This is a genomic window from Microbacterium sp. (assembly GCF_047605725.1).
Taxonomy (GTDB): Bacteria; Actinomycetota; Actinomycetes; order Actinomycetales; family Microbacteriaceae; genus Microbacterium.
Genome location: NZ_JASGFE010000024.1, coordinates 1 through 25,592, shown reverse-complemented (window position 1 = coordinate 25,592; position 25,592 = coordinate 1). Strand labels below are relative to the sequence as shown.

Genomic DNA, 25,592 nt, shown 5'->3' with positions numbered 1-25,592 from the left:
ACTCCATCGGTGCACCGAGACTGCATGCCCAGCGCGCAGTCTCGGTGCACGGTTGAAGTCTCGCGGGGAGGGCGGGGGCGCGGCGCGGGGGGCGCGGCGCGGGGGCGGGGGCGGGGGCGCGGCGCGGGGATCAGGCCAGCTGGACGAGCTGGGAGTAGTCGTCGGCATCGGATGCCGTCGGGTCGGGCGAGGCGGAGGCGTGGGCCCCGGCATCCATCGCGTCGACCTCGTCGATCACCGCCGCATCTACGCGCATTGCGGCAAGGCCCACGCGGCCGCCGTGGTAGCTGACGAAGGCGCAGTCGGCGGCATCCCGGCCCGTCGCGATGCGCACGAGCGAGCGGCGGTCGGCCAGCCGCGTCGCGTCGATGACGTGCCACGTGCCGTCGAGATACGCCTCGGCCACCGCGTGGAAGTCCATCGGCTCCAGGCCCGGGGCGTAGCAGGCCGCGTACCGGGCGGGCACATCCATCGCGCGCAGCAGCGCGATCACGACATGCGCGTAGTCGCGGCACACGCCCTGCCCGGTCATGAGCGTCGTCACCGCGGAGTCGGTGCCCTGACTGAGCCCGGGCGTGTAGGTGGTGCTGGTGGCGACGAACTCGTCGACCGAGGCGATGAGTTCGGCGCCCTGCAGCCCACCGAACTGCCGTCGCGCCTGGGCGAACACCTCGTCGGACTGGCAGTAGCGGCTCGGGCGCAGGTAGGTGACGGCCTCCAGGTCGCTCGTGGGGCGGGCGGGCACCTGCGCGCCGACGACCGCCTCGTAGCGCACCTGCAGCAGGCCGCACTCGCCGGCGACGCGGTGCAGGCGCGTGCCGGACTGATCGACGATCTCGGTCGGGGTGTAGACCCGCTCGCCCTGCGCGAAGGTCAATTCCTCCCGCACGACGGGGACGCGCTGGGCCACCGCGATCTGGAAGATGAGGTCCACCGACGACCCCAGGTCCAGGTCGAGCTCGGCGGTCACGGAGCGCAGCACGCAGCTATGATCGCACGCACGCTGAGGGCTCGGACGCGGGGTGCGGGATGCCGGTGGCATCCGCTCTCCGCGCCGGGCGGACCGCATCGTGTGCGGTGGTAGTCTCGATCGGTACGCCTCCGTAGCTCAGGGGATAGAGCGCTGGTTTCCGGTACCAAAGGTCGCAGGTTCGATTCCTGTCGGGGGCACTCTCACGAAGCGCCGATCGCGCCGCCCCGGCCTCGCCCGCCCCGCCCCGGCCTCGCGCCCCCGGCTCGCGCCCCCGGCTCGCCCGCCCCGGCGTCGAGTCACTGCTCTCGCGTCGAGTCACTGCCCTGCAGCGCAGTGACTCGAAGGTAAGACAGTGACTCGCGTGGGGAGACAGTGACTCGCGCGGGGAGGCTCGCGGCAGAGACCACCACGCCGCACGCACGAAGATCGCCCCCGGGAAACGGGCCCGAAGGCCACGCCCGGGGGCGATCATCATGCGGTTTCGGTTTCCTGTGTCCGGGTCCCTCGCGGGTCCCTTCCGTCTCCTGTTTTCCTTCGCGTAACCAAAAATACTCCTCTCCGAAACACTGTCAAGAGCCCGATACGAACTCACATCAAGCTCAGCTTGAGGGTTAATGCGAACCGCTCCTCAGGGCGCGGGGACGAGGAACAGCCAGCCGAGCAGGCCAGGGTTGTGCGCGTGCACGAGCACCGCGAACACGACCGCGTCGAACAGCAGATGCACCGTGACGACGTAGCCGAGCGACCTCGTCCGCACGAAGATGAGCGCCTGCAGCAGCGCGAACGGGATCGTGAGCACCGGCCCCCAGGCCTGATAGCCCAGCTCCCACAGGAACGAGACGAACACGATCGCCTGCAGCACGCCAGCCGCGGCATCCGCGAAATGGCGCCGCAGCAGCACGAACACGGTGCAGATGAAGAACAGCTCGTCCCAGATGCCGACCGCGCCCACCCCGACGAACAGCCGCGCGATCAGATCCGGGGTGTCCACGACCGGCCAGTTCTGGTAGACGCCCGAGGTGATGAAGTAGAACGGCAGGATCAGCCAGCCGAGCACGAGCACACCGCCCAGCCACGCCCACTGCCACGGCCGCCAACGATGACCACCGCGCCACGGGAAGCCGATCGCGCGATCGCGGTACGCCCAGCGCGACACCGTGTACGGCACGACCACCGCGCCGCCGAGCGCGAGGGTGAATCGCAGCATGGCGAGGTCATCGAGCTCGGCCTTGAGGTCGATGGCGCTCACGATCACGAGGCCCACGGCGATGAGCGACAGGTCGCGTACGAGCGAGGGGCCGGATGCCGCGACCCCGGCTCCACGCCGGGCCGACCGCTCCACGAGAGCCGCGGCGACCAGCCCGGCCGCCAGCAGCGCGACACCCGCCCACGGCATCCGTGCGACGAAGAACGCCGGCGCGGCCAGGCACACCAGCACCGCGGGCACGGTCGCGGCCGAGCCGAGCGGGCGCCCGCCGCGCCGACCAGCCGCGTGGCCGGCCACGTCAGCCCTCCGCCGTCAGACGCCGCGCGCTCACGCCCGTGCCCGCCGCCGGTAGGCGAGGTCGCAGATCTCGCGTCCCGCCCGCAGTCCCTTGCGCTCGAACGCGGTCATGACCCGACCGTCGAAGCGCGGCGCCCCGTCACCGTCGAACGCGGGGGCGAAGTCCGCGGCATCCGCCATGACCGCGCGCATCTGACGGGCGTAGTCGTCCCAGTCGGTCGCGAGGCGCAGCACTCCCCCGTCGCGCAGGGCCCGCGCGGCGACCGGAGGGAACGCGGGCGCGACGAGCCGACGCTTGGTGTGCTTGGTCTTGTGCCACGGGTCGGGGAAGAAGATCCAGAGCTCGCTGGCGGATGCCTCGGGGAGGAGGTGCTCCAGCACCTCCGGCGCGTTCGCTTCGACCAGGCGCAGGTTGCGCACGCCGGCGCGGCCTGCATCGAGCATCGTGCGGGCAAGGCCGGCCCGGAACACCTCCACACCGAGGAAGTCGATCTCGGGGCACGACCGCGCGGCGTGCACGATCGCGTGGCCCTGGCCGGAGCCGACCTCGACGATGAGCGGCGCGCTCCGCCCGTACACCTCGGCGGGGTCGATCACCGCCCCGGGGCGCACGCTCGTCGCGGCGACGTCGCGCTCGACCTCGAGGAGGTAGCGCGGCGCGAGCTCGGCCCACGCGCGCTCCTGGGCATCGCTCATCCGGCCGCTGCGGCGCACGAACGACACCGGCCTGTCGCGGAAGCGCGGCGCGGTGGCGGGCTCGCGATCCGGCATCCCCCCAGGCTACCGACGCGCGGACCGGGGAGCGCGCTACGCCGTGACGAAGTCGATGAGCTCCTCGACGCGGCCGAGAAGGGCCGGGTCGAGGTCGCGGTAGGAGCGCACCGACCCGAGCACGCGCTGCCACGCTCGCGCGAGGTCGGCGGGGGTCTGCGCGGGCCAGCCGAGGGCGCGGCAGACGCCCGTCTTCCAGTCCACGCCCCGCGGCACTTCGGGCCACGCGGCGATGCCGAGCGCGCTCGGGGTGACGCACTGCCACACGTCGACGTGCGGGTGCCCGACGATGCGCACGTGCGCGCCGTGCGGGCCGCGGGCGACGGCCTGCGCGATGCGCGACTCCTTCGACCCCGGCACGAGATGGTCTACAAGCACGCCGTAGCGCCGACTCGACGACGGCGGGTCGTCGCGCAGCACCGCCTCGAGCAGGTCGACCCCCTGCAGGTACTCCACCACGACGCCCTCGGCGCGCAGGTCGTCGCCCCATACCTTCTCGACCAGCTCGGCGTCGTGACGGCCCTCGACGAGGATGCGGGAGGCCCGGGCCACCCGTGCCCTGGTGGCCTCCGGCGCGAACGAGCCCGAGGCGGTGAGTGCCCGCCCGGCGGGAGCCGCGCGCGGCGGGGCGACGAGCTCCACGGCCGCCCCCTCGACGAGGAAGCCCCGGCCGAGCGGGAACAGGCGGGTGCGCCCGTGCCGGTCCTCCAACTCGACGTGGCCGGAGTGCACCCCGACGACGGCGCCGCAGTACCCGTCGCCGGCGACCTCCACCACGAGGTCGGCGGATGCCGCGACCTGCGGCACCGGGCGTCGCCCGGCATCGCGCCACCCGGCGGCCAGCACGTCGCTGCCGTATCTGTCGTCCATGCTCACGGCGCCACACGGTACCCGCCGCACCGGGCCGGCGCGGCCCGACCCGCCGCACCGGCGGCGAGCCGCGCGGCGATCGTGCCGGCATCCGCTCCGCACCGCGGCCCGATCTGTGTAGGCTCGAACAGAACGCGCGAGCACCTCGAGGGGGAGTCATGCGTACTCGTTGGCCGGCGATGCTGACCGCGGCCCTGGTGCTGCTGCTCTCGGGCATCGCGGTGCCCGCCGCCGCGACCGATCCGGTGCCCCTCGGCGCGGAACGCGTGCTCGACGACGCGGACGTGCTGAGCGCGTCGACGCAGGCCGCCGTCGAGGATCGCCTCGACGGCCTGTCGACGGCCACCGGCGTCGACCTGTACGTGGCGATCGTGGACGACTTCACCAATCCGTCCGACCCGCAGCAGTGGGCCGACACGGTGGCCCAGGAGGGCGGGCTCGGCGTCAAGCAGTACCTCCTAGCGATCTCGACCGAGGGCCGCGAGTACTACATCTCGGCCGACACGGCCGGGCCCCTCACCGACGCGCAGCTGGCGGCGACCGAGGACGCGATCAAGCCCGAGCTGCGCTCGGGCGACTACGCGCAGGCGATCACGACGGCCGCCGACCGCTTCGAGTCGGACCTGGGCGGCGGATCGGGCGGCGGGCTGTGGGGTCCGCTCCTGGGCGTGCTGATCGCGGTCGCTCTCGTGGCCGTCGTCGTGTGGCTGATCGCCCGCTCCCGCCGGAAGGCGAAAGTGGGCACCGGGGCGGCATCCGGACCCGAGGCGGCCGCGCAGCTGCCCACCGCCGAGCTCGCCCGTCGTGCGGGGTCGGCCCTCGTGCAGACCGACGACGCGATCAGGACCAGCGAGCAGGAGCTGGGCTTCGCCGTCGCCCAGTTCGGCGACGAGGCCGCGCGCGAGTTCTCCGAGGCGCTGGCTGCCGCCAAGCGCGACCTCGACGAGGCGTTCTCGCTGAAGCAGCAGCTCGACGACTCGGTGCCCGACACCGAGGAGCAGACGCGGGCGTGGAACGCGCGCATCGTCGAGCTGTGCGCGCACGCCGGCGACCTCCTCGACGAGAAGGCGCAGGCCTTCGACGAGCTGCGCAAGCTGGAGCAGAACGCCCCCGAGGCGCTCGCCTCGGTGCAGAGCCTGCGCACCGCGGTCGCGGCCGACCTCGACGCAGCGACGGCGCGGCTGAGCGCGCTGCGCGGCGCCTACGCGCCCGACGCGCTCGCGACGGTCGCCGACAACCCCGACCAGGCCCGGCAGCGGATCGCGTTCGCCGACGAGCGCCTCGCGGCGGCCCAGGCCTCCGTCGGCGCCGGCGACGGCGCCGCGGCGGCCGTGGACATCCGCGCCGCGGAGGAGGCGGTCTCGCAGGCGCGGCTGCTCGAGCAGGCGATCGACTCGCTCGCCGCCGACCTCACCAAGAGCGAGCAGGGCGCGACGGCCATGATCGCCGAGCTGGAGAAGGACCTCGCCGTCGCCCGCTCCCTGCCCGACCCCGACGGACGCGTAGCGGCCCAGATCGCGGCGACGCAGCAGCAGGTCGACGCGGCCAGGGCGAGCCTGGGTGGCACGGCGAAGCGGCCGATCGCGACGCTCCAGGCGCTCCAGCAGGCAAACACCGAGATCGACGCGGTCGTGGCGGGGGTGCGGGATGCCGCGGCCAAGACGCAGCGCGCGAACCAGCTGCTCGGCCAGGCGATGACGCAGGCGCAGGCGCAGGTGTCGGCCGCCGAGGACTACATCACCTCGCGCCGCGGCGCCATCGGCGCCGAGGCGCGCACGCGCCTGGCCGAGGCGGGAGCCTCGCTCGTGCAGGCCCGCCAGCTGGCCGCGACCGATCCCGACCAGGCCTTGCAGTACGCCCAGCGCGCGAACCAGCTCGCCGCCCAGGCGATCCAGTACGCGCAGCAGGACGTCGGCGGCTTCCAGGGCGGAGGCATGTTCGGCGGCGGCGGAGGCGGAGGGGGCGGCAACGTGATGGGCGCCGTCCTCGGCGGCATCGTGATCAACTCCCTGCTCGGCGGAGGCGGAGGCCGAGGAGGCGGCGGGTTCGGCGGCTCCTCCCGCCGACCCTCCGGTGGAGGCTTGGGCGGGGGCATGATCCCCGGCAGCTTCGGCGGAGGCGGCACGCGCGGGCGCCGAGGAGGGGGCCGCTTCTGATCGACCGTCCCGCCCGCACCCCGCGGCATCCGCCGCGCAGTCATCGTCATCCGTGAGAAAGGAAACACCCATGGTCAAACAGTCCATATTCGGCCGCATCTCCACCCTCGTGAGGGCCAACATCAACGCGATCCTCGACTCCGCCGAGGACCCGCAGAAGATGCTCGATCAGCTCGTGCGCGACTACACGAACAACATCGCCGACGCCGAGTCGGCCATCGCCGAGACGATCGGCAACCTGCGCCTGCTCGAGCGCGACCACCAGGAGGACGTCAACGCGGCCGTCGAGTGGGGCAACAAGGCCCTCGCCGCCAGCCGCAAGGCCGACGAGCTGCGCGCGATCGGCCAGACCGCCGACGCGGACAAGTTCGACAACCTCGCCAAGGTCGCCCTGCAGCGTCAGATCACCGCCGAGAACGAGGCGAAGGCGGCGCAGCCGCAGATCGCCGCGCAGACCGAGATCGTCGACAAGCTCAAGAACGGCTTGAACGGCATGAAGCAGAAGCTCCAGGAGCTGAAGGCGAAGTCGTCCGAGCTGGTCGCGCGGCAGAAGACGGCCGAGGCGCAGACCAAGGTCGTCGACGCGGTCAAGGCGATCGACGTGCTCGACCCGACCAGCGACCTCGGCCGCTTCGAGGAGAAGGTCCGTCGCGTCGAGGCGCTCGCGCAGGGCAAGGCGGAGCTGGCCGCGTCGAGCATCGACGCGCAGTTCAACGCCCTCGACGACCTGGGCGAGCTGACCGAGGTCGACGCGCGCCTGGCCGCGCTGAAGGCCGGCGGCTCCGCCGCCCCCGCACTGGAGCAGTAGCCCCGCCCGGCACCCCCGCCGCCACCCGTGCGCGAGACCTCTCGTTTGCACCGTTTTCGGCTCGAAAACGGTGCAAACGGGAGGTCTCGCGGTGGTGAGGGGGTGCAAGCGGCGGCGGGCGGCGGCAAGCCGCGTGGAGAGGATGATGGGACCATGACCCGCTTCGTGATTGCCCCGCAGTGGCAGGGCTCGCCCGCCGCACGCGCGATGCTCCTGGTCGACGGGGCCGAGGCGATCGCCGGCGACCTCCCCCGCGCCCGCACGACGCGCGTCGAGGTGCCGCTGGAGGCCGGCGAGGCGCTGGGCACGCGCGTGCTGCGGCTGAGCGCCCTGACCCGCACGCGCGACGCGATCGCCGACGCGCTCCTCGGGCATGAGGAGCCGGTCGTGGTCGTCGGCGGCGATGGCGGGGTCGCCGTCCCCGCCATCGCCCACGCGTCGGCGCACCACCCCGAGCTGGCCGTCGTCTGGCTCGACGCCCACGGCGCCCTCAACTCCCCCGACACCTCGCCCTCCGGCGCGTACTCCGGCATGGCGCTGCGCGCGGTGCTCGGCGAGGGCGAGCTCGCCCTCGCCGACCCGATCCCGGTCGACCGGGTCGTGCTGGCCGGCGCCCGCGCGCTCGACGACGGCGAGGCGGAGTTCGCCGCGGCATCCCGCATCCGCACGCTCGCCGTGGACGACCTCGCTGCGCCCGACGCGCTGGCCGACGCGGTCGTCTCAACCGGGGCGACGGCGGTCTACGTCCACGTCGACCTCGACGTGGTCGACCCCGCCGACCTCGCCGGACTCACCGACGCGGTGCCGTTCGGCGTCGCCGCCGGCGCCCTGATCGCGACGCTCAAGAGCCTCCGCGCGCGCGTGCCGCTGGCCGGCGCCTCGATCGCGGGCTTCGCACCGGCGACCCCGGCCGCGGCGGTCGACGACCTCGCGACGATCCTGCGCATCGTGGGGGCCGTCGCGTGAGGACCCCGGCCGGATGGCGCGAGCGCGCCGCCCGCGCCGTCGCGCGCGGCGAACGACTCGACCGTCTCATCCCGCCGGTGCTGCTGGACTCCCCGATCAGCGCGGTCGGGTACGCGTGGGGCACCGCGGTGGGCTGGCTGTGGGGCTCGCTGTGGTCGACCGGCCGGGTGGAGCGCCGCGCGGGCCTGTGGGTGTTCACCGGGATGCCGTCGTGGTCGTTCCGCCGCGGCGGCGTGTGCGTCGGCGGCTGCTTCCTCACCGGCGAGGCCGCGGTGACCGATGCGCTGCTGCGGCACGAGGCGGTGCACCGCAGGCAGTGGCGGCGCTACGGGCTGCTCATGCCCGTGCTCTACCTCGCTGCGGGACGCGATCCGCTCTCCAACAGATTCGAGATCCTCGCCGGCCTCGAGGACGGCAACTACCTGTCCGCGCAGCGCTGAGCGCCGTCACTCCGGTCAGCGCGCGTCGGCGAGGTGGAACCGCTCCGGGGTGTGGATGGTCGCCGCGTCGAGGGCGCGCACGCCGGTGAGGTGGTCGAAGATGTCCGCGGTGCCGAGGTAGCCGCCCAGCAGATGCACGCGCGTGCCCTCGCCGGTCTCGTCGCACAGCATCTCGTCGGCCCACGCGATCACGGCGCGCGACAGCGCGGCGCCGGGGGCGCACGCGCGGCCCGAGCCCGGGGCGCCGGTGCGGCGGGAGCGGTCGAGCCACGTGACGATCATGCGCGGGGGCACCGCGATCTCGCCGATCCACGTGGCATCCGGCACCTCGATGAACACCCGCCCGGTCGAGCACAGCGGCAGCGTCGCGACGAGGGTCTCCAGCTCGGCGAGCGCGTGCTCGTCGGCGGTGATGAGGTGCTGCACGCGCGCATGCTTCGGCGTCCGACAGGCGGACGGGTCGTGCGCGGCGGGTGCGGTCATGGTTCCTCCACTATAGCGCGCAGGATAGGCATGCCTCACCTGGTGCAGCCCCGCAGCTCACCGACCCGGCACGACGAGCACGCGGCGCAGCTCAGCCAGCTCGTCGTCGCCGAGGCCGTTCGCGCGCAGGAACTCCACCGGGGCGCCGAAGCGCGCACGCAGATCGTCGAGGAGGCCCCGCATCACCGGAGCGGGCGAACGGGTGGCCAGCTCCTCCAGGTTCGCCGCGCCCGGGTGCTCGCGGCGCAGATACGCGACGATCTGCGCGTTGCGCTCGGCGGGCAGCAGCGTCTCGGTGCGCGCGTAGTCGGCGATCACGGCATCCTCGTCGACGCCCGCGGCGGCCAGCGCGAGCGCGATCGTGACGCCGGTACGGTCCTTGCCCGCGCTGCAGTGCACGAGCACCGGCTGGGTGCCGATGACGCCGCGGACGACCTCCACGATGCGGTCGGCGGAGTCGTCCACCATGCCGCGGTACAGACCCGCGAGCGTCAGGTCGCCCTCGAAGAGGGATGCCACCGACCCGGCGAACAGCGGCAGCCGCAGCGTCTCGTGACCCACCCCCTCCAGGCGCGTCGGATCGCGGCGCACCTCGTCGTCGTCGCGCAGGTCGATGACGCGGCGCAGGCCCAGCTCACGCAGACGCTCGCGGCCGGCGTCGTCGATCCGCGAGAGGCTCCCGGAGCGGAACAGCACGCCGTGGCGCGTGGTGCCGGTTCCGGCCGGCAGCCCGCCGGTGTCGCGGAGGTTCATCGACCCGGAGACCGCCAGTTCGCCCATGCCCTCCACCGTACGATGCGCCCGAGCCTCCGAGCGCCACGGGTGCACAATGGGGTGTGCCCGCTGAGCCCTTCGACGAGTTCTCGTTCCTGGCCGCCCAGGCGGCCGAGCTGGGCGTCGCGCACGTGCCGCCGGCGGAGCGGATCGCTCTGACCCTCCCGCAGGGCGGCACCGTGAGCGCGCTCCGCTTCGGCGAGGCGGCGCCCGTGGTCACCTTCCTCCACGGCGCGGGCCTTAACGCGCACACGTGGGACGCGACAGTGCTCGCCCTGGGGCTCCCCGCCCTCGCGGTCGACCTGCCCGGCCACGGCGACTCGTCATGGCGCGCCGACGCCCGCTACACCGCCGCCACGCTCGCCCCCGACGCCGCCGCGGCGATCGCGGCGGCGACGACCGTGCCGCAGGTGCTGGTGGGCCAGTCGCTCGGGGGCCTGGTCGCCGCCACGATCGCCGCCGACCGCCCGGCGCTCGTGCGCACCCTGGTCGTCGTCGACATCACCCCCGACGTCGACCCCGACGGCGACGCCGCGATGCTGCGGGCCTTCTTCTCCGGCCCCGCCGACTGGGCCTCGCGCGACGAGCTCGTCGAGCGCGCCCTCGCCTTCGGCCTGGGCGGATCGCGCGAGGCGGCGACCCGCGGAGTGTTCCTCAACTCCCGGGTGCGCCCCGACGGCCGGGTGGAGTGGAAGCATCACCTGGCCCGCCTGGCCGCCTCCGGCGACCCGGTGGCCTCGGCGCTGGACGGCACCGGCTGGGACGCCCTCGCCCGCGTCGCCGCGCCGATCGCCCTGATCCGCGGCGAGCGCGGGTTCGTCACGGAGGCGGATGCGGAGCTGTTCCGCGCGCGCCTTCCCGCGGCATCCGTGCACACCGTGCCGACCGGCCACAACGTGCAGGAGGAGCGGCCCGCCGAGCTCGCGGAGCTCATCGCCCGCATCGCCGGGAACGTATGACGGGTCGCGAGCGTTTGTGACAGCGGATGCCACCGGCCGGCCCCGCGGACTCTAGGCTGTAACGCGCATCGAGTTCGCAGGCGGGCGGCCCCCTCCTGTCCCCCGGAAAGGACGTCTCGACATGCTCCGACGCTCAGCCCTCGCGGCCACCGCCCTCGTCGTCACCGGCGCACTGCTGTTGACCGCCTGCTCGGGCAGCCCCGAGCCGAGCGCCTCCAGCGATGCCGCCGGCACGCCCGACCCTGACGCCTCGGTCTCGATCCGCCTGGTGCTCGAGCCGTCCAACCTCGACATCCGCGAGACCGCGGGCGCGGCGCTCGACCAGATCCTGATCGACAACGTGTACCAGGGGCTCGTGGCCCGCACGCCCGAGCAGGAGATCGTGCCCGCCCTGGCCAGCGACTACGACGTGTCCCCTGACGGGCTCACCTACACATTCACGCTGCGCGAGGGCGTGAGCTTCCACGACGGGCAGGCCCTCACCCCGCAGGATGTGATCTGGTCGCTCAGCCAGGTCAAGGACAACGCGTCGTACCGCGATTCCGCGCGCCTGGCGAAGGTCGCCTCGATCACCGCCGACGGTCAGAAGATCACGATCACGCTGTCACAGCCGGACTCCTCGTTCCTGTGGAACCTGACCGGCCGGGCCGGGCTCGTCCTCAAGGAGGGCGACACGATCGACCGCAAGACCAAGACCAACGGCACCGGTCCGTTCACGCTGGCCAGCTGGAAGCAGGGCGACAGCATCACCTTCGAGCGCAACGACGCCTACTGGGGCGAGAAGGCCAAGGTCGCCGAGGTGGTCTTCGACTACATCCCCGACACGCAGGCCGCCCTCAACGGGGCGCTCGCGCACGAGCTGGACGTGCTGACCGGGTTCGACGCGACGCTGAAGGACCAGGTCGAGGCCGACGGCGACTTCAGCCTGGAGCTGGGCGCCTCCACCGACAAGGGCACCCTGGCGATGAACGCCACCACAGGGGCCCTGGCCGACAAGCGCGTCCGCCAGGCCATCCGCCAGGCGATCGACCACGATGCGATCGTCGAGGCGCTCGGCGCCGGGGAGACCCTCTACGGCCCCATCCCCGAGCTCGACCCGGGCTACGAGGACCTCTCCGACGTCGCCCCCTACGACCCCGACGCGGCGAAGGCGCTCCTGAAGGAGGCGGGGGTCTCCGACCTGAGCCTGACCCTCACGATCTACAACGGGTACCCGACGACGATCCCGCAGATCCTCGTGTCCGACCTCGCCGAGGTCGGCATCGAGCTGACGGTGAACTCCGTGGAGTTCCCCGCCTGGATCAACGACGTGTACGTGAACAAGGACTACGAGCTCAGCTTCGTGCTGCACACCGAGGCGCGCGACTTCGAGAACTGGGCCAACCCCGCGTACTACTTCACCTACGACAACCCCGAGGTCCAGCGTCTCTACACCGAGTCGCTGGCGGCCACCGACGAGGACCAGGCCGCAGACCTGCTCGCCCAGGCGGCGCGCATCGTGTCGGAGGACATGGCGGCCGACTGGCTGTACAACGGGGCATCCGTCCTCGCGGTCTCCGATACGGTCTCGGGGATGCCGACGGTCAACGTGAACGAACGCCTCGACCTCGCCGAGTTGACCAAGAGCAAGGAGTGATCCGCTACGCGCTGACGAGGCTGTCCCTGCTCGTGCTGGGGCTGTTCGTCGCCAGCGCGCTGATCTTCTTCACCCTCCGGGTGCTGCCCGGCGATGTGGCGCAGCTGATCGCGGGGATCAACGCCGCGCCGGCCCAGGTCGCCGCGATCCGCGAACGGCTGGGGCTGAACGAGCCGCTGCCCGCGCAGTACCTCGAGTGGATCGGCGGGGTGCTGCGCGGAGACCTCGGCACCTCGATGCTGACAGGCACGCCGGTGGCGACCGAGCTGGCCGAGAAGGCGCAGGTGACCGTTCCCCTCGGCATCCTGTCCCTCACGATCGCGCTCGTGGTGGCCGTGCCCCTGGGCGTGCTCTCGGCGCTGCGGCACCGCCGCGCCTCCGGCACAGCCCTGAGCGTGGGCGCCCAGGCGATCGCCGCGGTGCCGGTGGTGTGGGCGGGCATGATGCTCGTGATCGTCTTCGCGGTGTGGCTCGGGTGGCTCCCCGCGCAGGGCTTCCCGCGCGGCGGCTGGGAACGACCCGACGCGGCGCTGCGGTCGCTCCTGCTTCCCGCCCTGACGATCGGGATCGTGGAGGGCGCGATGCTGATGCGATTCGTCCGCTCCGCGACGCTGCAGGCCGCCGGCGAGGACTTCGTCCGCACCGCCGCCGCGAAGGGTCTCACGCGCACCTCGGCGCTCGTGCGGCATGGCCTGCCCAGCGTCGGCCTGTCGATCGTCACCGTGCTCGGGCTGCAGATCGCCGGCATCGTGGTCGGCGCCGTCGTCATCGAGCAGCTGTTCACGCTGCCGGGCATAGGGCGGATGCTGGTGGCCGACGTCAGCAACCGCGACCTCCCCAAGGTGCAGGGAGAGCTCCTGGCCCTCACCGGCTTCGTGCTCGTGGTCGGGTTCGTGGTCGACCTCGCCCACCGGCTCATCGACCCGCGGCAGCGGGAGGCGGCATGAGCGCGCCCGCGCGCACCGGATGGCTCGCACGCCTGTGGGGGCTCTCCACGGGGCGCTTCGGCCTGGCGATCGTGCTCGCGGTGGGGCTCGCCGCCCTCGTGGCCAGCGCGTGGACCCCCTTCGACCCGCAGTCCGTCGACATCGCCGCCCGCTGGTCGCCACCGGGCTGGCCGCACGTGCTCGGCACCGACAACGCCGGGCGCGACATCGCGAGCCTCGTCATGGCCGGCGCCCGCACGACCGTACGGGTGGCGCTCGGGGCCGGCGTCATCGCCACCCTCGTGGGGATCGTGCTGGCCGCCCTCGGGGCACTCACCCCGCGCTGGTCGCGCGAGGCGATCGTCGTGCTCGTCGACATCCTGGTCGCGTTCCCGGTGCTCCTGATCGCGATGATGATCTCCGCGGTGTGGGGCGGGTCGCTCTGGGTCGTGATCGTGTCGGTCGGCGTCGGGTTCGGCGTGAACGTCGCGCGGGTCGCGCGGCCCGAGCTGCGACGGGTGCTGCACAGCGACTTCGTGCTGGCCGCCCGGGCCAGCGGCCTGGACACGGTGCAGATCCTGTGGCGCCATCTGCTTCCCAACATCGCGCCGGTGTTCATCGTGCAGCTGTCGTGGGCGATGGCGGTCGCCGTGCTGGCCGAGGCGGGGCTGTCCTACCTCGGATTCGGCGCTCCGGTCACCGAGCCCTCGTGGGGGCTGCTGCTGCGCGACCTGCAGTCGTTCATCTCGGCGCACCCGCTCAGCGTGGTGTGGCCGGGGCTTGCGATCACCCTCACCGTGCTGGGGCTGAACCTCCTCGGCGACGGGCTGCGTGAGGCGACCGATCCGACCCTGGCGCGCCGGTCGGCGCGCCCGCACGTCCCGGCGGTGGTCGCGTGAGCCTTGAGGTGCGCGACCTCGTCGTGGAGATCGCCGGGCGCCGGGTCGTCGACGGCGTCTCGTTCGACGTGCCCGACGGCGCCCGCGTGGGCCTGATCGGCGAGTCCGGGTCGGGGAAGTCCCTCACCGCGCTCGCCGTCCTCGGGCTGCTGCCGGGCGGCGCCGTCACGACCGGCTCGGTCCGGTGGGACGGCCGCGAGCTCATCGGCCTCCCCGACCGCGAGCTGGCGCAGCTGCGCGGCGACGACATCGGCATCGTGTTCCAGGAGCCGCGCACCGCCCTGAACCCGATCCGCACGGTCGGACGCCAGATCGCCGAGTCGATCCGCATCCACACCCGGATGCCGAGACGCGACGCCCTCGCGCGGGCGGTGGACGAGGCATCCCGCGTACACCTGCCCGACCCGGCCGAGATCGTCGGCCGCTACCCGCACCAGCTCTCCGGCGGACAGCGCCAGCGCGTCGCGATCGCGATGGCGCTCGCGAGCCGGCCGCGCCTGCTGATCGCCGACGAGCCGACCACCGCGCTGGACGTGACGATCCAGGCGGAGATCCTGCTGCTGCTGCGCGCGCTCGTGGACACCGACGGCATGTCGCTCGTGTTCATCACGCACGACCTGGCGGTGCTGTCGCAGATCGCCACGCACGGCGTCGTGCTCGAGCACGGGCGCGTGGTGGAGGCCGGCCCGGTCGCGGGACTGCTCTCCGCGCCGCGCTCGCCGGTCACGCGGGGGCTGCTTCGCGACGCCACCGCGACCCTGTGGCGACCGGGAGGCGCGGAATGAGCGATCCTCTGATCAGCGCGCGCGGCCTCACCCGGCGCCACCGCGCGCCCGCCGCCGGGCTGTTCCAGCCGAAGCGGTACACGACCGCGCTCGACGACGCCGACCTCGACGTGCGCGAGGGGAGCGCCGTCGGCATCATCGGCGAGTCCGGATCGGGCAAGTCGACCCTCGTGCGGCTGCTGCTGGGGCTGGACTCCCCCACCGCGGGCAGCGTGAGCTTCGACGGCCGGGCGGTGGAGGCCGCGGCATCCGCTCGTTCGCTGCACTGGCTGCGCCGGCAGACCGGCGTCGTGTTCCAGGATCCGTACGCCTCGCTCGACCCGCGCATGAGCGTGGGACGCATCGTCGCCGAGCCGCTGTGGGCGCTGGGCGTCGACGGCGACCGTCGCGCGCGCGTGCGCGAGGTGCTGACCCAGGTGGGGCTGGAGCCGGAGATGACCGAGCGCTTTCCGCACGAGTTCTCCGGCGGCCAGCGCCAGCGCATCGCGCTGGCCCGCGCGATCGTGCACCGCCCGCGCGTGCTCGTCGGCGACGAGCCGCTGTCCGCGCTCGACGTGACGGTGCGAGCGCAGATCCTGGACCTGCTGCGCGAGCTGCGGCGCACCGAGCGGCTGACGCTGCTGCTGGTCTCGCACGACATCGGCGTGGTGCAGAACCTGTGCGACGAGGTCGTCGTGATGAAGGACGGGCGCATCGTGGAGGAGGGCCCGACCGAGAAGGTGCTGCTGGAGCCGCAGGTCGCCTACACGCGCGCGCTCCTGGCATCCATCCCGGTCATCGGCCCCGGGGCCTGAACAGGCGTCCGCTCCTCGACCCGCCGGCTGACCGTCGCCGCGCCTCCCGCACCCCACGAAGTTCGGAGAATCGCGCGTAGTTCGGAGGATCTCGCCGAAATCCTCCGAAGTTGGTGCGACTCTCCGAGGTCGGTGCGACGCGGCGCGGAGGTCAGAGCGGGGTGAGCACGATCGGGCGGCTGATCACAAGCCGGTGCCACTGCCAGCGTCCGCCGCCGGTCTGGGTGATGTTCGCGACACCGGTCGCGCCCGGACTGAACGTCCCGAGCGACATCGAGACCCAGCCCTGCCCGTCGACGGTGGCCGAACCGGTCAGCTGGTTCGCGTCGAACCCCGCCTGCCACGAGAACGTGCAGGGCCCCTCCTCGGTGCGCACAGCGAACGCGAGGTCGTACTGCTCCGACGCGGTCAGGCCGTAGGCCGCCGGCTCGACATGCATCGCCACGGCCCCGGCGCGCTGACCCGCGACCAGCTGGAATGCCGCGAAGGGCAGAGTGGTGTCGGTCTGCACGATCGTCGGCGCGATGATCGTGACGTTGGTGCGACCCGCGCCCACCGGGTGCACCGGGGAGAGCGTGTCGACCGTGCGGCCGAAGATCGACGGATCGATGGTACGGAAGCGCTCGGCGCTCCCTGCCTCGACGGCTTCGGCGTGCGGCACTGCGGCATCGCGCACGCGACGGGACTCGGACATGGGAACCTCCTCGGGCGGCACCGGCTGACGGTGACACAACGAGAGGAGCCCGCACCGCGGTTTGTTGATACCCCGAACCGGCGCTACGAAGCGCCCCATCTGCGCCGGCGCGCCGGCTTGAGGCTCTTCTGCAGGTAGATCGTGCCGAGCCAGCGGCCGAACTTGAAGCCGACCCGGCCCATCCTGCCCACCTCGACGAAGCCGAGCTTCTCGTGCAGCGCGACGGATGCCTCGGCGCCCTTGTCGCTGATCACGGCGACCATCTCGCGGATGCCGAGCGCCTGGCACTCGTCGATGAGCGCCTCCAGGAGCGCCCGCCCGAGTCCCTTGCCGGTGGCCGCCTGCCCCAGATAGATCGAGTTCTCCACGGTGTACCGGTAGCCGGACTTGCCCGTCCAGGGCGCCACCAGGCCATAGCCGAGGATCTGGCCGGAGGGCGAGACGGCCACCAGGAACGGCAGCTTCAGCTTGTGCAGGTGGTCGAACTTGTCCAGCCACTGCCGGTTGGTCCACTTCTTCTCGTCGAAGGTGACGACCGAATTGGTCACGTAGTAGTTGTAGATCTCGCGCACATGCGGCATGTCTGTGCGTCGGGCCGGCCGGATCTCGAACGAGAAGGGCCGCTCGGGCTCGGGGCGCGGCCGCAGATGTCGCGGCAGGCGCCGGCGATCGCTGTCGAGTCCAGGCACGCGGCCAGCATACGCGCGCGGGAGCGTCACGCGGGAAGGCGCCAGTCCACGGCCCGGGCACCCTGGCGTTCGAGCAGGTCGTTCGCGCGCGAGAACGGCTTCGAGTCGAAGAACCCGCGACTCGCCGACAGCGGCGACGGATGCGGCGACCGGATCGAGGCCGTCGGGCCCAGCAGCGGCGTGAGGTTCGCGGCATCCCTCCCCCACAGGATCGCCACGAGCGGACGGTCGCGCGCCACGAGCGTGCGGATCGCGTGCTCGGTGACTTTCTCCCAGCCCCATCCGCGGTGGGATGCCGGGGCCCCCGGCCGCACGGTCAGCACCCTGTTCAGGAGCATCACGCCCTGATCGCTCCACGCCGACAGGTCGCCGTGCGCGGCCGGCGGGATGCCGAGGTCGGCCTCGAGCTCCTGGTAGATGTTCGCGAGGCTCCGCGGCAGCGGCCGCACATCTCGGTCGACCGCGAAGCTGAGCCCGATCGGATGCCCCGGCGTCGGGTACGGGTCCTGCCCGACGATCAGGACCCTGACCTCGTCGAGCGGCCGCTGGAACGCGCGCAGCACCCGGTCGCCCGCGGGCAGGTAGCGCCGCCCCGCGGCGACCTCGGCGCGCAGCCGTTCGCCGAGCGCCGCGATGTCGGAACCGACCGGCTCCAGCGCCGCGGCCCAGCCGGGGTCGATCAGCCCGGCCTCAGCCAGCTCGGGCAGCGACATCGCCACAGGTCACCCCGCTCCGACGGTCCCGGCATCCTGCTCGATGACCGAACCCTGCCACGACCAGGGGAAGTCGATCCACAGGTCGGTGGCCTTCCACCAGTAGTCCGGCTCGATGATCGTGGTCGGCTTGGTGTAGATCACCGCCGACCGCACGTCGGCGCCCCGCTCCTCCAGCAGCCGCACCGCGAGATCGAGCGTGCGCCCGCTGTCGGCGACGTCGTCCACCAGCAGCACACGCCGTCCCGCCAGCGCGCCGAGGTCGAGCGCGGGGGGAAGCACGACGGGCGAGTCGAGCACCGTGCCCACACCCGTGTAGAACTCGATGTTGATCGCCCCGCAGTTCTTCGCCCCCAGGCCGTACGCGATCGCACCGGCCGGCAGCAGCCCGCCGCGGGCGATCGCCACGACCACGTCGGGCACGAAGCCGTCCGCGACGATCGTGCGGGACAGGTCGCGGGACGCGTCGCCGAACGCCTCCCAGGTGAGCTGCTCGCGAGCGGTCATGAACGTACCTCCAGGGGTCCTCGGGCCAGCAGATACTGCGCCGACTGGGCGACCGGGCGCATCGTCACCCGGTCGAGATTGACGTGGCCCGGCGCGCCCAGCGCGTAGGCGATGACATCGGCGACATCGTCCGCCGTGAGCGGATGCTCCACACCCTCGTACAGGGCGTCGGCGCGTGCGCGATCGCCGCCCAGGCGGTTGAGGGCGAACTCCTCGGTGCGGACCATGCCCGGCGCGATCTCGGTCACCCGGATCGGCTCGCCGTTCAGCTCCAGCCGGAGGGCGCCGACGAGCATCGACTCGCCGGCCTTGGCTGCGTTGTACCCTCCGCCGCCGATGTAGGCGGCCTGAGCCGCGGTCGAGGTGACGTAGAGCGTGTCGGCGTGGCCGTCGGCCCTCGCGGCGACCCGCAGCAGCGGCAGCAGTGCCGCGGTCACCAGCTGGGCCGACAGGACATTGACCTCGAACATCCACCGCCAGTCGGCGGGGTCGCCGTCCTCGACCCGGTCGGCGCCGCGCGCTCCCCCGGCGATGTGCACGAGCGCGTGCACCGGCCCGGTCGCGGCCAGGTGCGCGGCCAGCGCGGCGACGTCCGTGCGGCTGGTGAGGTCGGCGGCGAACGATGCCGAGCCGACCTCCTCGTCGAGGGCGGCGAGCCGCTCGGCGCGGCGGGCGACGCCGACGATCTCCCAGCCGCTCGCGCGGAGCGCTCGCACCGTCGCCTCGCCGATTCCGGAACTGGCTCCCGTGACCACCGCGCGACGTGCCATGGCCTCCACGCTACCGCGCCGCGCCGCGCCCGCGAGACAGCGAGGTTACGCAACATTTCCGCCCGGTTGTGGCGACGAGGACGCGATCCTATCCTCGGGTGACGGCCACGGCATCCGCCGCAGCCCCGAACGACCTGGAGCACTCATGCCCGCACCCGAGAACTGGCGCTTCGAGACCAAGCAGATCCACTCCGGCGCGGCGCCGGATCCCACGACGAACGCTCGTGCCACGCCGATCTACCAGACGACGTCGTACGTGTTCGACAACGCCGACCACGCGGCGAACCTGTTCGCCCTCGCCGAGTTCGGCAACATCTACACGCGCATCCAGAACCCGACGCAGGACGTCGTCGAGCAGCGCGTCGCCGCGCTGGAGGGCGGCACCGCTGCGCTGCTGCTGGCCAGCGGCCAGGCGGCGTCCACGTTCGCGATCCTGAACATCGCCGAGGCCGGCGACCACTTCGTCTCGTCGAGCTCGATCTACGGCGGCACGTACAACCTGTTCAAGTACACGCTCGCCAAGCTCGGCATCGACGTCACCTTCGTCGAGAACCAGGACGACCCCGAGGAGTGGCGCCGCGCGGTGCGCCCGAACACGAAGCTGTTCTTCGCCGAGACGATCGGCAACCCGAAGATCAACGTCCTCGACATCCGCACGGTCGCCGATATCGCGCACGAGGCCGGGGTGCCGCTGATCGTCGACAACACGATCGCGACCCCGTACCTGATCCGCCCGTTCGAGCACGGCGCCGACATCGTCATCCACTCGGCGACGAAGTTCCTCGGCGGACACGGCACCACCATCGGCGGCGTCATCGTGGACGGCGGGGCCTTCCCCTGGTCGCAGCACGTCGACCGCTTCCCCGGCCTCACCGAGCCCGACCCGTCGTACCACGGCGCCTCGTACACGACCGCCGTCGGCGACGGCCTCGCCTACGTCATCAAGGCGCGCGTGCAGCTGCTGCGCGATCTGGGCGCGGCGATCTCGCCCAACAGCGCATGGCTGCTGATCCAGGGCATCGAGACGCTGTCGCTGCGCGTCGAGCGCCACGTGAGCAACGCCCAGGAGATCGCCGAGTGGCTCGACGGGCGCGACGACGTCGCCTCGGTCAACTACTCCGGCCTGCCGACCTCGCCCTGGTACGCGACCGCCAACCGGTACGCCCCGAAGGGCGTGGGGGCGGTGCTCTCGTTCGAGCTCAAGGGCGGCGTCGAGGCGGGGCGCGAGTTCGTGAACTCGCTCACCCTGTTCAGCCACCTCGCCAACATCGGCGACGTGCGCTCGCTCGTCATCCACCCGGCCTCCACGACGCACTCGCAGCTCACCCCCGAGCAGCAGCTGACCACCGGGGTCACCCCGGGCCTGGTGCGCCTGTCGGTGGGACTGGAGAACGTCGACGACCTCAAGGCCGACCTCGACCAGGCTCTCGCCGCCGCTCGCCGCGTGTCGGAGGCCGCGCGGGCCTGACCTCCCTCCCGGTCACCGAGACTCCACTGGTGCACCGAGACTGCGTGCTGAGCGCGCAGTCTCGGTGCACCGTTGCATTCTCGCGGGTGAGAGGGCGCGGATGCGGCGGGGGCGTAACACGATGGGCGGTCGGCGCGCGGTGCGGTCAGAATGGACGGATGGACTGGCAGATCTCCGAGGACACGGTGCCCAGCGCGCCGATCACGGAGGCCGACGCGCGCCTGCTGCGCGCGCGTCCCCCGGTCACGGGGGCGTGGCGGGACGGCGATCCGGTCGGCGATCGCCGGTTCGCCGCGTTCGGGGCGTTCCGCACCGAGAGCGGGCAGGAGCTGCCCGGCATCCGACTCGCGTACGAGACGTGGGGCGAGCTCTCCCCGCGACGCGACAACGCGGTCCTGGTGCTGCACGCCCTCACCGGCGACAGCCACGTCCGCGGCTCCGCCGGCCCGGGACACCCCACCGACGGCTGGTGGGGCGACGTGGTCGGTCCGGACGCCGCCATCGACACCGATCGCTGGTTCGTCGTCGCCCCCAACATGCTGGGCGGATGCCAGGGATCCACCGGCCCCGCGAGCATCGCCCCGGACGGCCGGGAGTGGGGATCGCGGTTCCCCTATCTGACCGTGCGCGACCAGGTCGCCGCCCAGGTGCGACTGGCCGACGCCCTCGGCATCGACCGCTGGGCGGCGGTCGTGGGAGGCTCCATGGGCGGCATGCACGCGCTGGAATGGGCCGTCGGCCACCCCGACCGCGTGGCACGGCTCGCGGTGCTGTCGGCCCCGCCCACCACCACCGCCGACCAGATCGCCCTGAACTCGGTGCAGCTGGAGGCCGTGCAGATCGACCCCCGGTTCGCCGGCGGCGAGTACTACGACGCGGCCGACGGCGACGGACCGCACCGCGGGCTGGCGCTGGCCCGCCGCATGGCCTTGCTCAACTACCGCAGCCCCACCGAGCTCAACCAGCGCTTCCAGCGCACCTGGCAGTCCGGCAAGAACCCGCTCGGTCACGGCGGGCGCTTCGCCGTGGAGAGCTACCTCGACTTCCACGGCAACAAGTTCACCCGGCGCTTCGACGCGAACAGCTACCTCACCCTCGTCGAGGCGATGAACTCGCACGACATCGGCCGCGGCCGCGGCGGCGTCGACGACGCCCTGGCGCGGGTGAGCGCGACCACGCTCGTGGTCGGCATCGACACCGACCGGCTGTTCCCTGTGGAAGGGCAGGAGCGCATCGCCCGCGGCATCCGCTCGACGCTCGACGACACCGCCACGCTCGTACCCAGCGACTTCGGCCACGACGGGTTCCTGATCGAGACCCACCTCGTCGGCCGCCACCTGCGGCGCCTGCTGAAGACCTGAGCCGCGCTCAAACGACCTCGGCCAGGCGCTGCGTGCCGCGCCGCTGCCCGGCGACGCTCACGACCGCCAGCACGAGCCCGGCGACGGCGAGGGCCACCCCCACCCACACCGGCGCGACGTAGCCGAAGCCGCCCGCGATCACCGCGCCACCCAGGAACGCGCCGAGCGCGTTGCCGGTGTTCAGCGCCGAGTGGTTCAGCGCCGCCGCGATCGACTGGTTGTCGCCGGCGACGTCCATGAGCCGGACCTGGATCGTCGGGACGATCGCGGAGGAGATCGCGCCGAAGAGGAACACCGTCGCGGCGAACGCGAAGATCCACGGAGCGCTCAACGCCATCAGCACCTGCATCGCGATGAGCGCCACAAGGCCCCCCACGAGCGTCCGCTCGATGTGGAGGTCGGCGAGGTGGCCGCCGACGACGTTCCCCAGGGTCATCCCGACACCCATCACCACCATGACGACCGGCACGGCCGCCGCGGGCGAGCCCGCGACCTCGGTCACGAGCGGCGCGATGTAGCTGTACACGGCGAAGAACCCGCCGAAGCCGATCGCCCCGGTCGCCAGGGTCATCCACACCTGCCCGATGCGGAACACCTTCAGCTCGGCGCGCAGCGTGCGCCCCGCATCTCCCGGGCGCGCCGGGACGAACATCGCGATCATTCCCGTCGCGAGCGCGAAGACACCCGCGACCACGAGGAAGGCGGCGCGCCAGCCCAGCTGCTGCCCCAGGAACGTGCCGGCCGGGACGCCCACGACGTTGGCGACCGTGAGCCCGGTCAGCACGAACGCCGCGCCCTTCGCGCGGTTGCCCGGGCCCATGGCATCCGCCGCGACGAGCGCGCCGATCCCGAAGAACGCGCCGTGCGGCAGCCCCGCGAGCAGCCGTGAGAGCGCGACGAGCTCGAAACTCGGCAGCAGGAACGTGAGCGCGTTGAAGACGGTGAGAGCCAGCGCGAGCACGACCATGACGCGGTGGCGCGGGTACTTCGCGACCGAGCCGGCGATCGTCGGCGCCCCGATCACGACGCCGAAGGCGTACAGCGTGATGAGCCAGCCGGACTGCGAGATCGCACGCTCCGGACTCGCGGCCCACACGTGCGGGAGCAGGTCGCGGGCGATGTCGGGCAGCAGGCCCATAACGACGAACTCGGTCATGCCGATGCCGAAGCTGCCGATGGCGAGGGAGAGGAGCGTCCACGTCGCCGCCCCCCTCGAGCGAGTCGAGGAGGTCACCAGACCACGCTAGGCGCGGATGCCGCTCCCCGTCCAATCCGCGCGCACAGAATCCTCCGGTGCGGTATCAGGGAAGCCGCAGCGCGCTCCTTCCTGCAACCGGCACCCCCGGGTACCGGCGAGCCCGCACACGGATGGAGCCATCATGACCGCTGACGAGAACCCCGCCGAACCCGACGCACCCTTCGCGGCGCAGCCGTTCCTGCGCGAGCAGCTCCACCTCGCCGAGCCCGGCGCCGCGGAGCGCGTCGCACCCGGCGTGCGCCCCCTCCGCCGGCGCGATGCCGTCCCCGAGGGCGTGCGCCGTGACCTCGTCCCGGATGCCGGCCGCCTGCGCGTGGCGCGACGATTCGGCACGCAGGACGTGATCCAGGCGCTGCCCCGGCTCAGTGAGAACGCCGTCTCGGTGCAGGATCTGCCCCTCGACATCCGGGAGTCGCTCAAGGCGGTGCGGCCCGAGATCGGGCGCTTCCACGGCGCCAAGTTCTCGCTCGGGTACTTCCCGTCGCACGACGTCTTCTCCCGCTGCGCCGACCGCTTCGGGTACCTCACCTCCAGCGCGGTGCGCACCGCGAGCAAGCTGCCGATCGACACCGCGACGCGCGCGCTGCTGGCCGAGCTCGGTCACCTCATGGGCAACAGCGGGCGCGAGACCGCACCCGATTCGGCCACGCCGGCCGGCTACACGTACGTGGGCCAGTTCGTCGACCACGACATCACCCTCGACGTGTCCTCTGCCCTCGACTCCGCCGTCGAGATCGACGCCCAGGTCATCAACAATATGCGCTCGCCGTCGCTCGACCTCGACAGCGTGTACGGCAAGGGTCCCGCCCTCGACGCCTTCCTCTACGCCTCCCCGGAGCCGGGAGAGCCCGACACCGCGTTCCGACTGCTGCTGGGCACGAACACCCCCGCCGGCCCGGGCGGCCCAGGGGGCGCCGCGGGGTTCGCGGGCATGGTCGCGCAGACCGATTTCGACGTCCCCCGCACCTCCGCGCAGACGGCGATCATCGGCGACCCGCGCAACAACGAGAACCTCATCGTGTCGCAGCTGCACCACGCGATGCTGCGGTTCCACAACGCGATCGTCGACCTGCTGGTGCTCGGCGGGTTCACCGGAGACGTCTTCGTCGAGGCGAAGCGGCAGACCACGCTGCACTATCAGTGGGCCGTGCTGCACGACTACCTGCCCCGCGTATGCGGCCAGGCCGCGGTCGACGCGGCGGTGGCGGGAGTCTCGGCGGCCGTGGGGAGCGCATTCCGGATGCCGGTCGAGTTCTCCGTCGGCGCCTACCGCTTCGGACACAGCATGGTCCGCGACGCGTACTGGCTGAACTTCAACTTCCCGAACCAGCCCATGTCCGACGTCTTCGCGTTCGTGCGGCCCCCGCGGCTGCCGGTCCTGTCCAACTGGGTGGTCGACTTCAACGCGTTCTTCGACACCGGCATCCCGGTTCCCGTCCACAACAAGGCCCGCAAGATCGACAGTGTCCTGGCCACCGCGCTGGAGGACCTCGACGGCAACGGCCTCGGCGCACTCATGAGCGTCCTGGCCACGCGCAACCTCCTGCGCGGCCTCGTGCTGGGCCTGCCCAGCGGGCAGGCGGCCGCGCAGGCGCTGGGAGTGCCGGTGCTCACCGCCGCCGAGCTGACCGCGGGCCTTCCCGCCGACGAGGTCGCCGTGCTGAACAAGCAGGGCGGGCTGCTGCTGTCGAGAACGCCGCTGTGGTACTACGTGCTCCGAGAGGCGATGGTGACCGCGAACGGCGAGCACCTGGGCCCCCTCGGCGGCAAGATCGTCGCCGACACGTTCCTGCGCATGCTGCGGCGCGACGGCGAGTCGATCCTGAACGTCGCGTTCGCCCCGTCGCTGCCGCGAGCGGACGCCGCGACGTTCACCTTCGCCGACATCGTCGACGTCGCCGGGGTCACTGTTCCCTGAGCGAATCCGCGTCGCGCTTGAGCGCGGCCTCCAGCCGGTCGAGCTTGGCGTCGAGCTCGCCGACGTAGCCGGGCCGGATGTCGGCCTTGAGCACGAGCGAGACGCGGGAGCCGAAGGGCATCACGGCATCCGTCGCCCGTCTGACGACGTCCATGACCTCGTCCCACTCGCCCTCCACCTCGGTGAACATCGACGTGGTGCGGTGCGGCAGCCCCGAGGCGCGTACGACCGCCACGGCCGCGGCGACCGCGTCGTGGACCGAGCCGTCGGCGCGACCGGTGCCGCTGGGGGCGACGGAGAAGGCGATGAGCATGAGAACCTCCCGGTTCGTCTCAGGCCGGCGGCGGCAGAGTCACGGGCATGCCGATCAGCCTACCGACGCGGTGCGGGCCCGCGCCGCGCGCCCGGCGCGCGCCGGGCGCGCGCCGCCGCGGTCCCGCTTACAGGGCCCAAGCGCCGCGGGCGAGCCC

Annotated in this window: 26 protein-coding genes and 1 tRNA gene; 14 read left to right on the top strand and 13 right to left on the bottom strand. The window is 72.6% G+C overall.

The window, feature by feature from the left end; all coding sequences use genetic code 11:
- Window positions 1-130: 130 nt before the first annotated feature.
- Complete coding sequence (locus QM641_RS07055; RefSeq protein ID WP_415114866.1) at window positions 131-982, bottom strand: transglutaminase-like domain-containing protein; 852 nt, start codon at window positions 980-982, stop codon at window positions 131-133.
- Window positions 983-1,097: 115 nt separating this feature from the next.
- Between QM641_RS07055 and QM641_RS07050 the strand changes: the two genes are divergently transcribed.
- A tRNA-Arg gene (locus QM641_RS07050) sits at window positions 1,098-1,170 on the top strand.
- A gap of 431 nt (window positions 1,171-1,601) precedes the next feature.
- Here QM641_RS07050 and QM641_RS07045 read toward each other — a convergent pair.
- From QM641_RS07045 to QM641_RS07035, 3 genes are read right to left on the bottom strand one after another with little or no spacing between them, the layout of a single operon-like run.
- Window positions 1,602-2,477, bottom strand: a complete 876-nt coding sequence (locus QM641_RS07045; RefSeq protein ID WP_415114864.1) for a CPBP family intramembrane glutamic endopeptidase — start codon at window positions 2,475-2,477, stop codon at window positions 1,602-1,604.
- A 30-nt stretch (window positions 2,478-2,507) separates the two neighbouring features.
- Window positions 2,508-3,248, bottom strand: a complete 741-nt coding sequence (trmB, locus tag QM641_RS07040; protein WP_415114862.1) for a tRNA (guanosine(46)-N7)-methyltransferase TrmB — start codon at window positions 3,246-3,248, stop codon at window positions 2,508-2,510.
- 36 nt (window positions 3,249-3,284) lie between these two features.
- Window positions 3,285-4,118: a DUF3097 domain-containing protein gene (locus tag QM641_RS07035; RefSeq protein WP_415114860.1), complete on the bottom strand. Its 834-nt coding sequence runs from the start codon at window positions 4,116-4,118 to the stop codon at window positions 3,285-3,287.
- A gap of 158 nt (window positions 4,119-4,276) precedes the next feature.
- Between QM641_RS07035 and QM641_RS07030 the strand changes: the two genes are divergently transcribed.
- The 4 genes from QM641_RS07030 to QM641_RS07015 all read left to right on the top strand — a co-directional run bounded on the left by QM641_RS07030 (window position 4,277) and on the right by QM641_RS07015 (window position 8,488).
- On the top strand, window positions 4,277-6,274 hold the full coding sequence (locus tag QM641_RS07030; RefSeq protein ID WP_415114858.1) for a TPM domain-containing protein: 1,998 nt from the start codon (window positions 4,277-4,279) through the stop codon (window positions 6,272-6,274).
- A 70-nt stretch (window positions 6,275-6,344) separates the two neighbouring features.
- Window positions 6,345-7,082, top strand: coding sequence for a PspA/IM30 family protein (locus QM641_RS07025; protein ID WP_415114856.1), 738 nt, complete (start codon window positions 6,345-6,347; stop codon window positions 7,080-7,082).
- 153 nt (window positions 7,083-7,235) lie between these two features.
- Complete coding sequence (locus QM641_RS07020; protein ID WP_415114854.1) at window positions 7,236-8,048, top strand: arginase family protein; 813 nt, start codon at window positions 7,236-7,238, stop codon at window positions 8,046-8,048.
- Window positions 8,045-8,488, top strand: coding sequence for a Fe-S oxidoreductase (locus QM641_RS07015; RefSeq protein WP_415114852.1), 444 nt, complete (start codon window positions 8,045-8,047; stop codon window positions 8,486-8,488). Before QM641_RS07020 ends, QM641_RS07015 begins: the two co-directional genes overlap by 4 nt.
- Before the next feature lie 15 nt (window positions 8,489-8,503).
- On the opposite strand, the gene QM641_RS07010 is transcribed toward QM641_RS07015, so the two are convergent.
- Together QM641_RS07010 and QM641_RS07005 are read right to left on the bottom strand one after the other, a co-directional pair.
- The gene (locus tag QM641_RS07010) at window positions 8,504-8,971 is read right to left on the bottom strand and encodes an SIP domain-containing protein (protein WP_415114850.1); all 468 of its coding nucleotides are present in this window, start codon (window positions 8,969-8,971) and stop codon (window positions 8,504-8,506) included.
- 57 nt (window positions 8,972-9,028) lie between these two features.
- Window positions 9,029-9,751: a tyrosine-protein phosphatase gene (locus QM641_RS07005; RefSeq protein WP_415114848.1), complete on the bottom strand. Its 723-nt coding sequence runs from the start codon at window positions 9,749-9,751 to the stop codon at window positions 9,029-9,031.
- 56 nt (window positions 9,752-9,807) lie between these two features.
- On the opposite strand from QM641_RS07005, the gene QM641_RS07000 reads away from it, so the two are divergent.
- The 6 genes from QM641_RS07000 to QM641_RS06975 all read left to right on the top strand — a co-directional run bounded on the left by QM641_RS07000 (window position 9,808) and on the right by QM641_RS06975 (window position 15,744).
- Window positions 9,808-10,704, top strand: coding sequence for an alpha/beta fold hydrolase (locus QM641_RS07000; protein WP_415114846.1), 897 nt, complete (start codon window positions 9,808-9,810; stop codon window positions 10,702-10,704).
- A gap of 121 nt (window positions 10,705-10,825) precedes the next feature.
- Window positions 10,826-12,340 (top strand): ABC transporter substrate-binding protein, encoded by a 1,515-nt coding sequence (locus QM641_RS06995; RefSeq protein ID WP_415114844.1) that lies wholly within the window; start codon window positions 10,826-10,828, stop codon window positions 12,338-12,340.
- Window positions 12,337-13,287: an ABC transporter permease gene (locus tag QM641_RS06990; protein ID WP_415114842.1), complete on the top strand. Its 951-nt coding sequence runs from the start codon at window positions 12,337-12,339 to the stop codon at window positions 13,285-13,287. Before QM641_RS06995 ends, QM641_RS06990 begins: the two co-directional genes overlap by 4 nt.
- On the top strand, window positions 13,284-14,165 hold the full coding sequence (locus QM641_RS06985) for an ABC transporter permease (RefSeq protein ID WP_415114840.1): 882 nt from the start codon (window positions 13,284-13,286) through the stop codon (window positions 14,163-14,165). Before QM641_RS06990 ends, QM641_RS06985 begins: the two co-directional genes overlap by 4 nt.
- Window positions 14,162-14,950 carry an ABC transporter ATP-binding protein gene (locus QM641_RS06980; RefSeq protein ID WP_415114838.1) on the top strand — a complete coding sequence of 263 codons (789 nt, stop codon included), beginning with the start codon at window positions 14,162-14,164 and terminating at the stop codon, window positions 14,948-14,950. The genes QM641_RS06985 and QM641_RS06980 overlap by 4 nt, the downstream gene beginning before the upstream one ends.
- Window positions 14,947-15,744 carry an ABC transporter ATP-binding protein gene (locus QM641_RS06975; RefSeq protein WP_415114836.1) on the top strand — a complete coding sequence of 266 codons (798 nt, stop codon included), beginning with the start codon at window positions 14,947-14,949 and terminating at the stop codon, window positions 15,742-15,744. The genes QM641_RS06980 and QM641_RS06975 overlap by 4 nt, the downstream gene beginning before the upstream one ends.
- A gap of 151 nt (window positions 15,745-15,895) precedes the next feature.
- Here the strand turns inward: QM641_RS06975 and QM641_RS06970 are convergent, their stop codons facing one another.
- From QM641_RS06970 to QM641_RS06950, 5 genes are all read right to left on the bottom strand, one after another.
- Window positions 15,896-16,438 carry a hypothetical protein gene (locus QM641_RS06970; protein ID WP_415114834.1) on the bottom strand — a complete coding sequence of 181 codons (543 nt, stop codon included), beginning with the start codon at window positions 16,436-16,438 and terminating at the stop codon, window positions 15,896-15,898.
- 83 nt (window positions 16,439-16,521) lie between these two features.
- Window positions 16,522-17,127: a GNAT family N-acetyltransferase gene (locus QM641_RS06965; RefSeq protein WP_415114832.1), complete on the bottom strand. Its 606-nt coding sequence runs from the start codon at window positions 17,125-17,127 to the stop codon at window positions 16,522-16,524.
- A gap of 26 nt (window positions 17,128-17,153) precedes the next feature.
- Window positions 17,154-17,846, bottom strand: a complete 693-nt coding sequence (locus QM641_RS06960) for a uracil-DNA glycosylase (protein WP_415114830.1) — start codon at window positions 17,844-17,846, stop codon at window positions 17,154-17,156.
- Window positions 17,847-17,849: 3 nt separating this feature from the next.
- On the bottom strand, window positions 17,850-18,347 hold the full coding sequence (locus tag QM641_RS06955; protein ID WP_415114828.1) for a phosphoribosyltransferase: 498 nt from the start codon (window positions 18,345-18,347) through the stop codon (window positions 17,850-17,852).
- Window positions 18,344-19,117, bottom strand: a complete 774-nt coding sequence (locus QM641_RS06950) for an SDR family oxidoreductase (protein WP_415114826.1) — start codon at window positions 19,115-19,117, stop codon at window positions 18,344-18,346. Before QM641_RS06950 ends, QM641_RS06955 begins: the two co-directional genes overlap by 4 nt.
- Window positions 19,118-19,262: 145 nt before the next feature.
- Between QM641_RS06950 and QM641_RS06945 the strand changes: the two genes are divergently transcribed.
- Complete coding sequence (locus QM641_RS06945) at window positions 19,263-20,585, top strand: bifunctional o-acetylhomoserine/o-acetylserine sulfhydrylase (protein WP_415114824.1); 1,323 nt, start codon at window positions 19,263-19,265, stop codon at window positions 20,583-20,585.
- 158 nt (window positions 20,586-20,743) lie between these two features.
- Complete coding sequence (gene metX, locus QM641_RS06940) at window positions 20,744-21,946, top strand: homoserine O-acetyltransferase MetX (RefSeq protein WP_415114822.1); 1,203 nt, start codon at window positions 20,744-20,746, stop codon at window positions 21,944-21,946.
- A 7-nt stretch (window positions 21,947-21,953) separates the two neighbouring features.
- Here the strand turns inward: metX and QM641_RS06935 are convergent, their stop codons facing one another.
- Window positions 21,954-23,180: an MFS transporter gene (locus tag QM641_RS06935; RefSeq protein WP_415114820.1), complete on the bottom strand. Its 1,227-nt coding sequence runs from the start codon at window positions 23,178-23,180 to the stop codon at window positions 21,954-21,956.
- Between the two features lie 145 nt (window positions 23,181-23,325).
- Between QM641_RS06935 and QM641_RS06930 the strand changes: the two genes are divergently transcribed.
- Window positions 23,326-25,122 (top strand): peroxidase family protein, encoded by a 1,797-nt coding sequence (locus tag QM641_RS06930; RefSeq protein ID WP_415114818.1) that lies wholly within the window; start codon window positions 23,326-23,328, stop codon window positions 25,120-25,122.
- Here QM641_RS06930 and QM641_RS06925 read toward each other — a convergent pair.
- Window positions 25,109-25,435 carry a thiamine-binding protein gene (locus tag QM641_RS06925; protein WP_415114816.1) on the bottom strand — a complete coding sequence of 109 codons (327 nt, stop codon included), beginning with the start codon at window positions 25,433-25,435 and terminating at the stop codon, window positions 25,109-25,111. The two genes, QM641_RS06930 and QM641_RS06925, sit on opposite strands and share 14 nt — an antisense overlap.
- Window positions 25,436-25,592 lie beyond the last annotated feature (157 nt).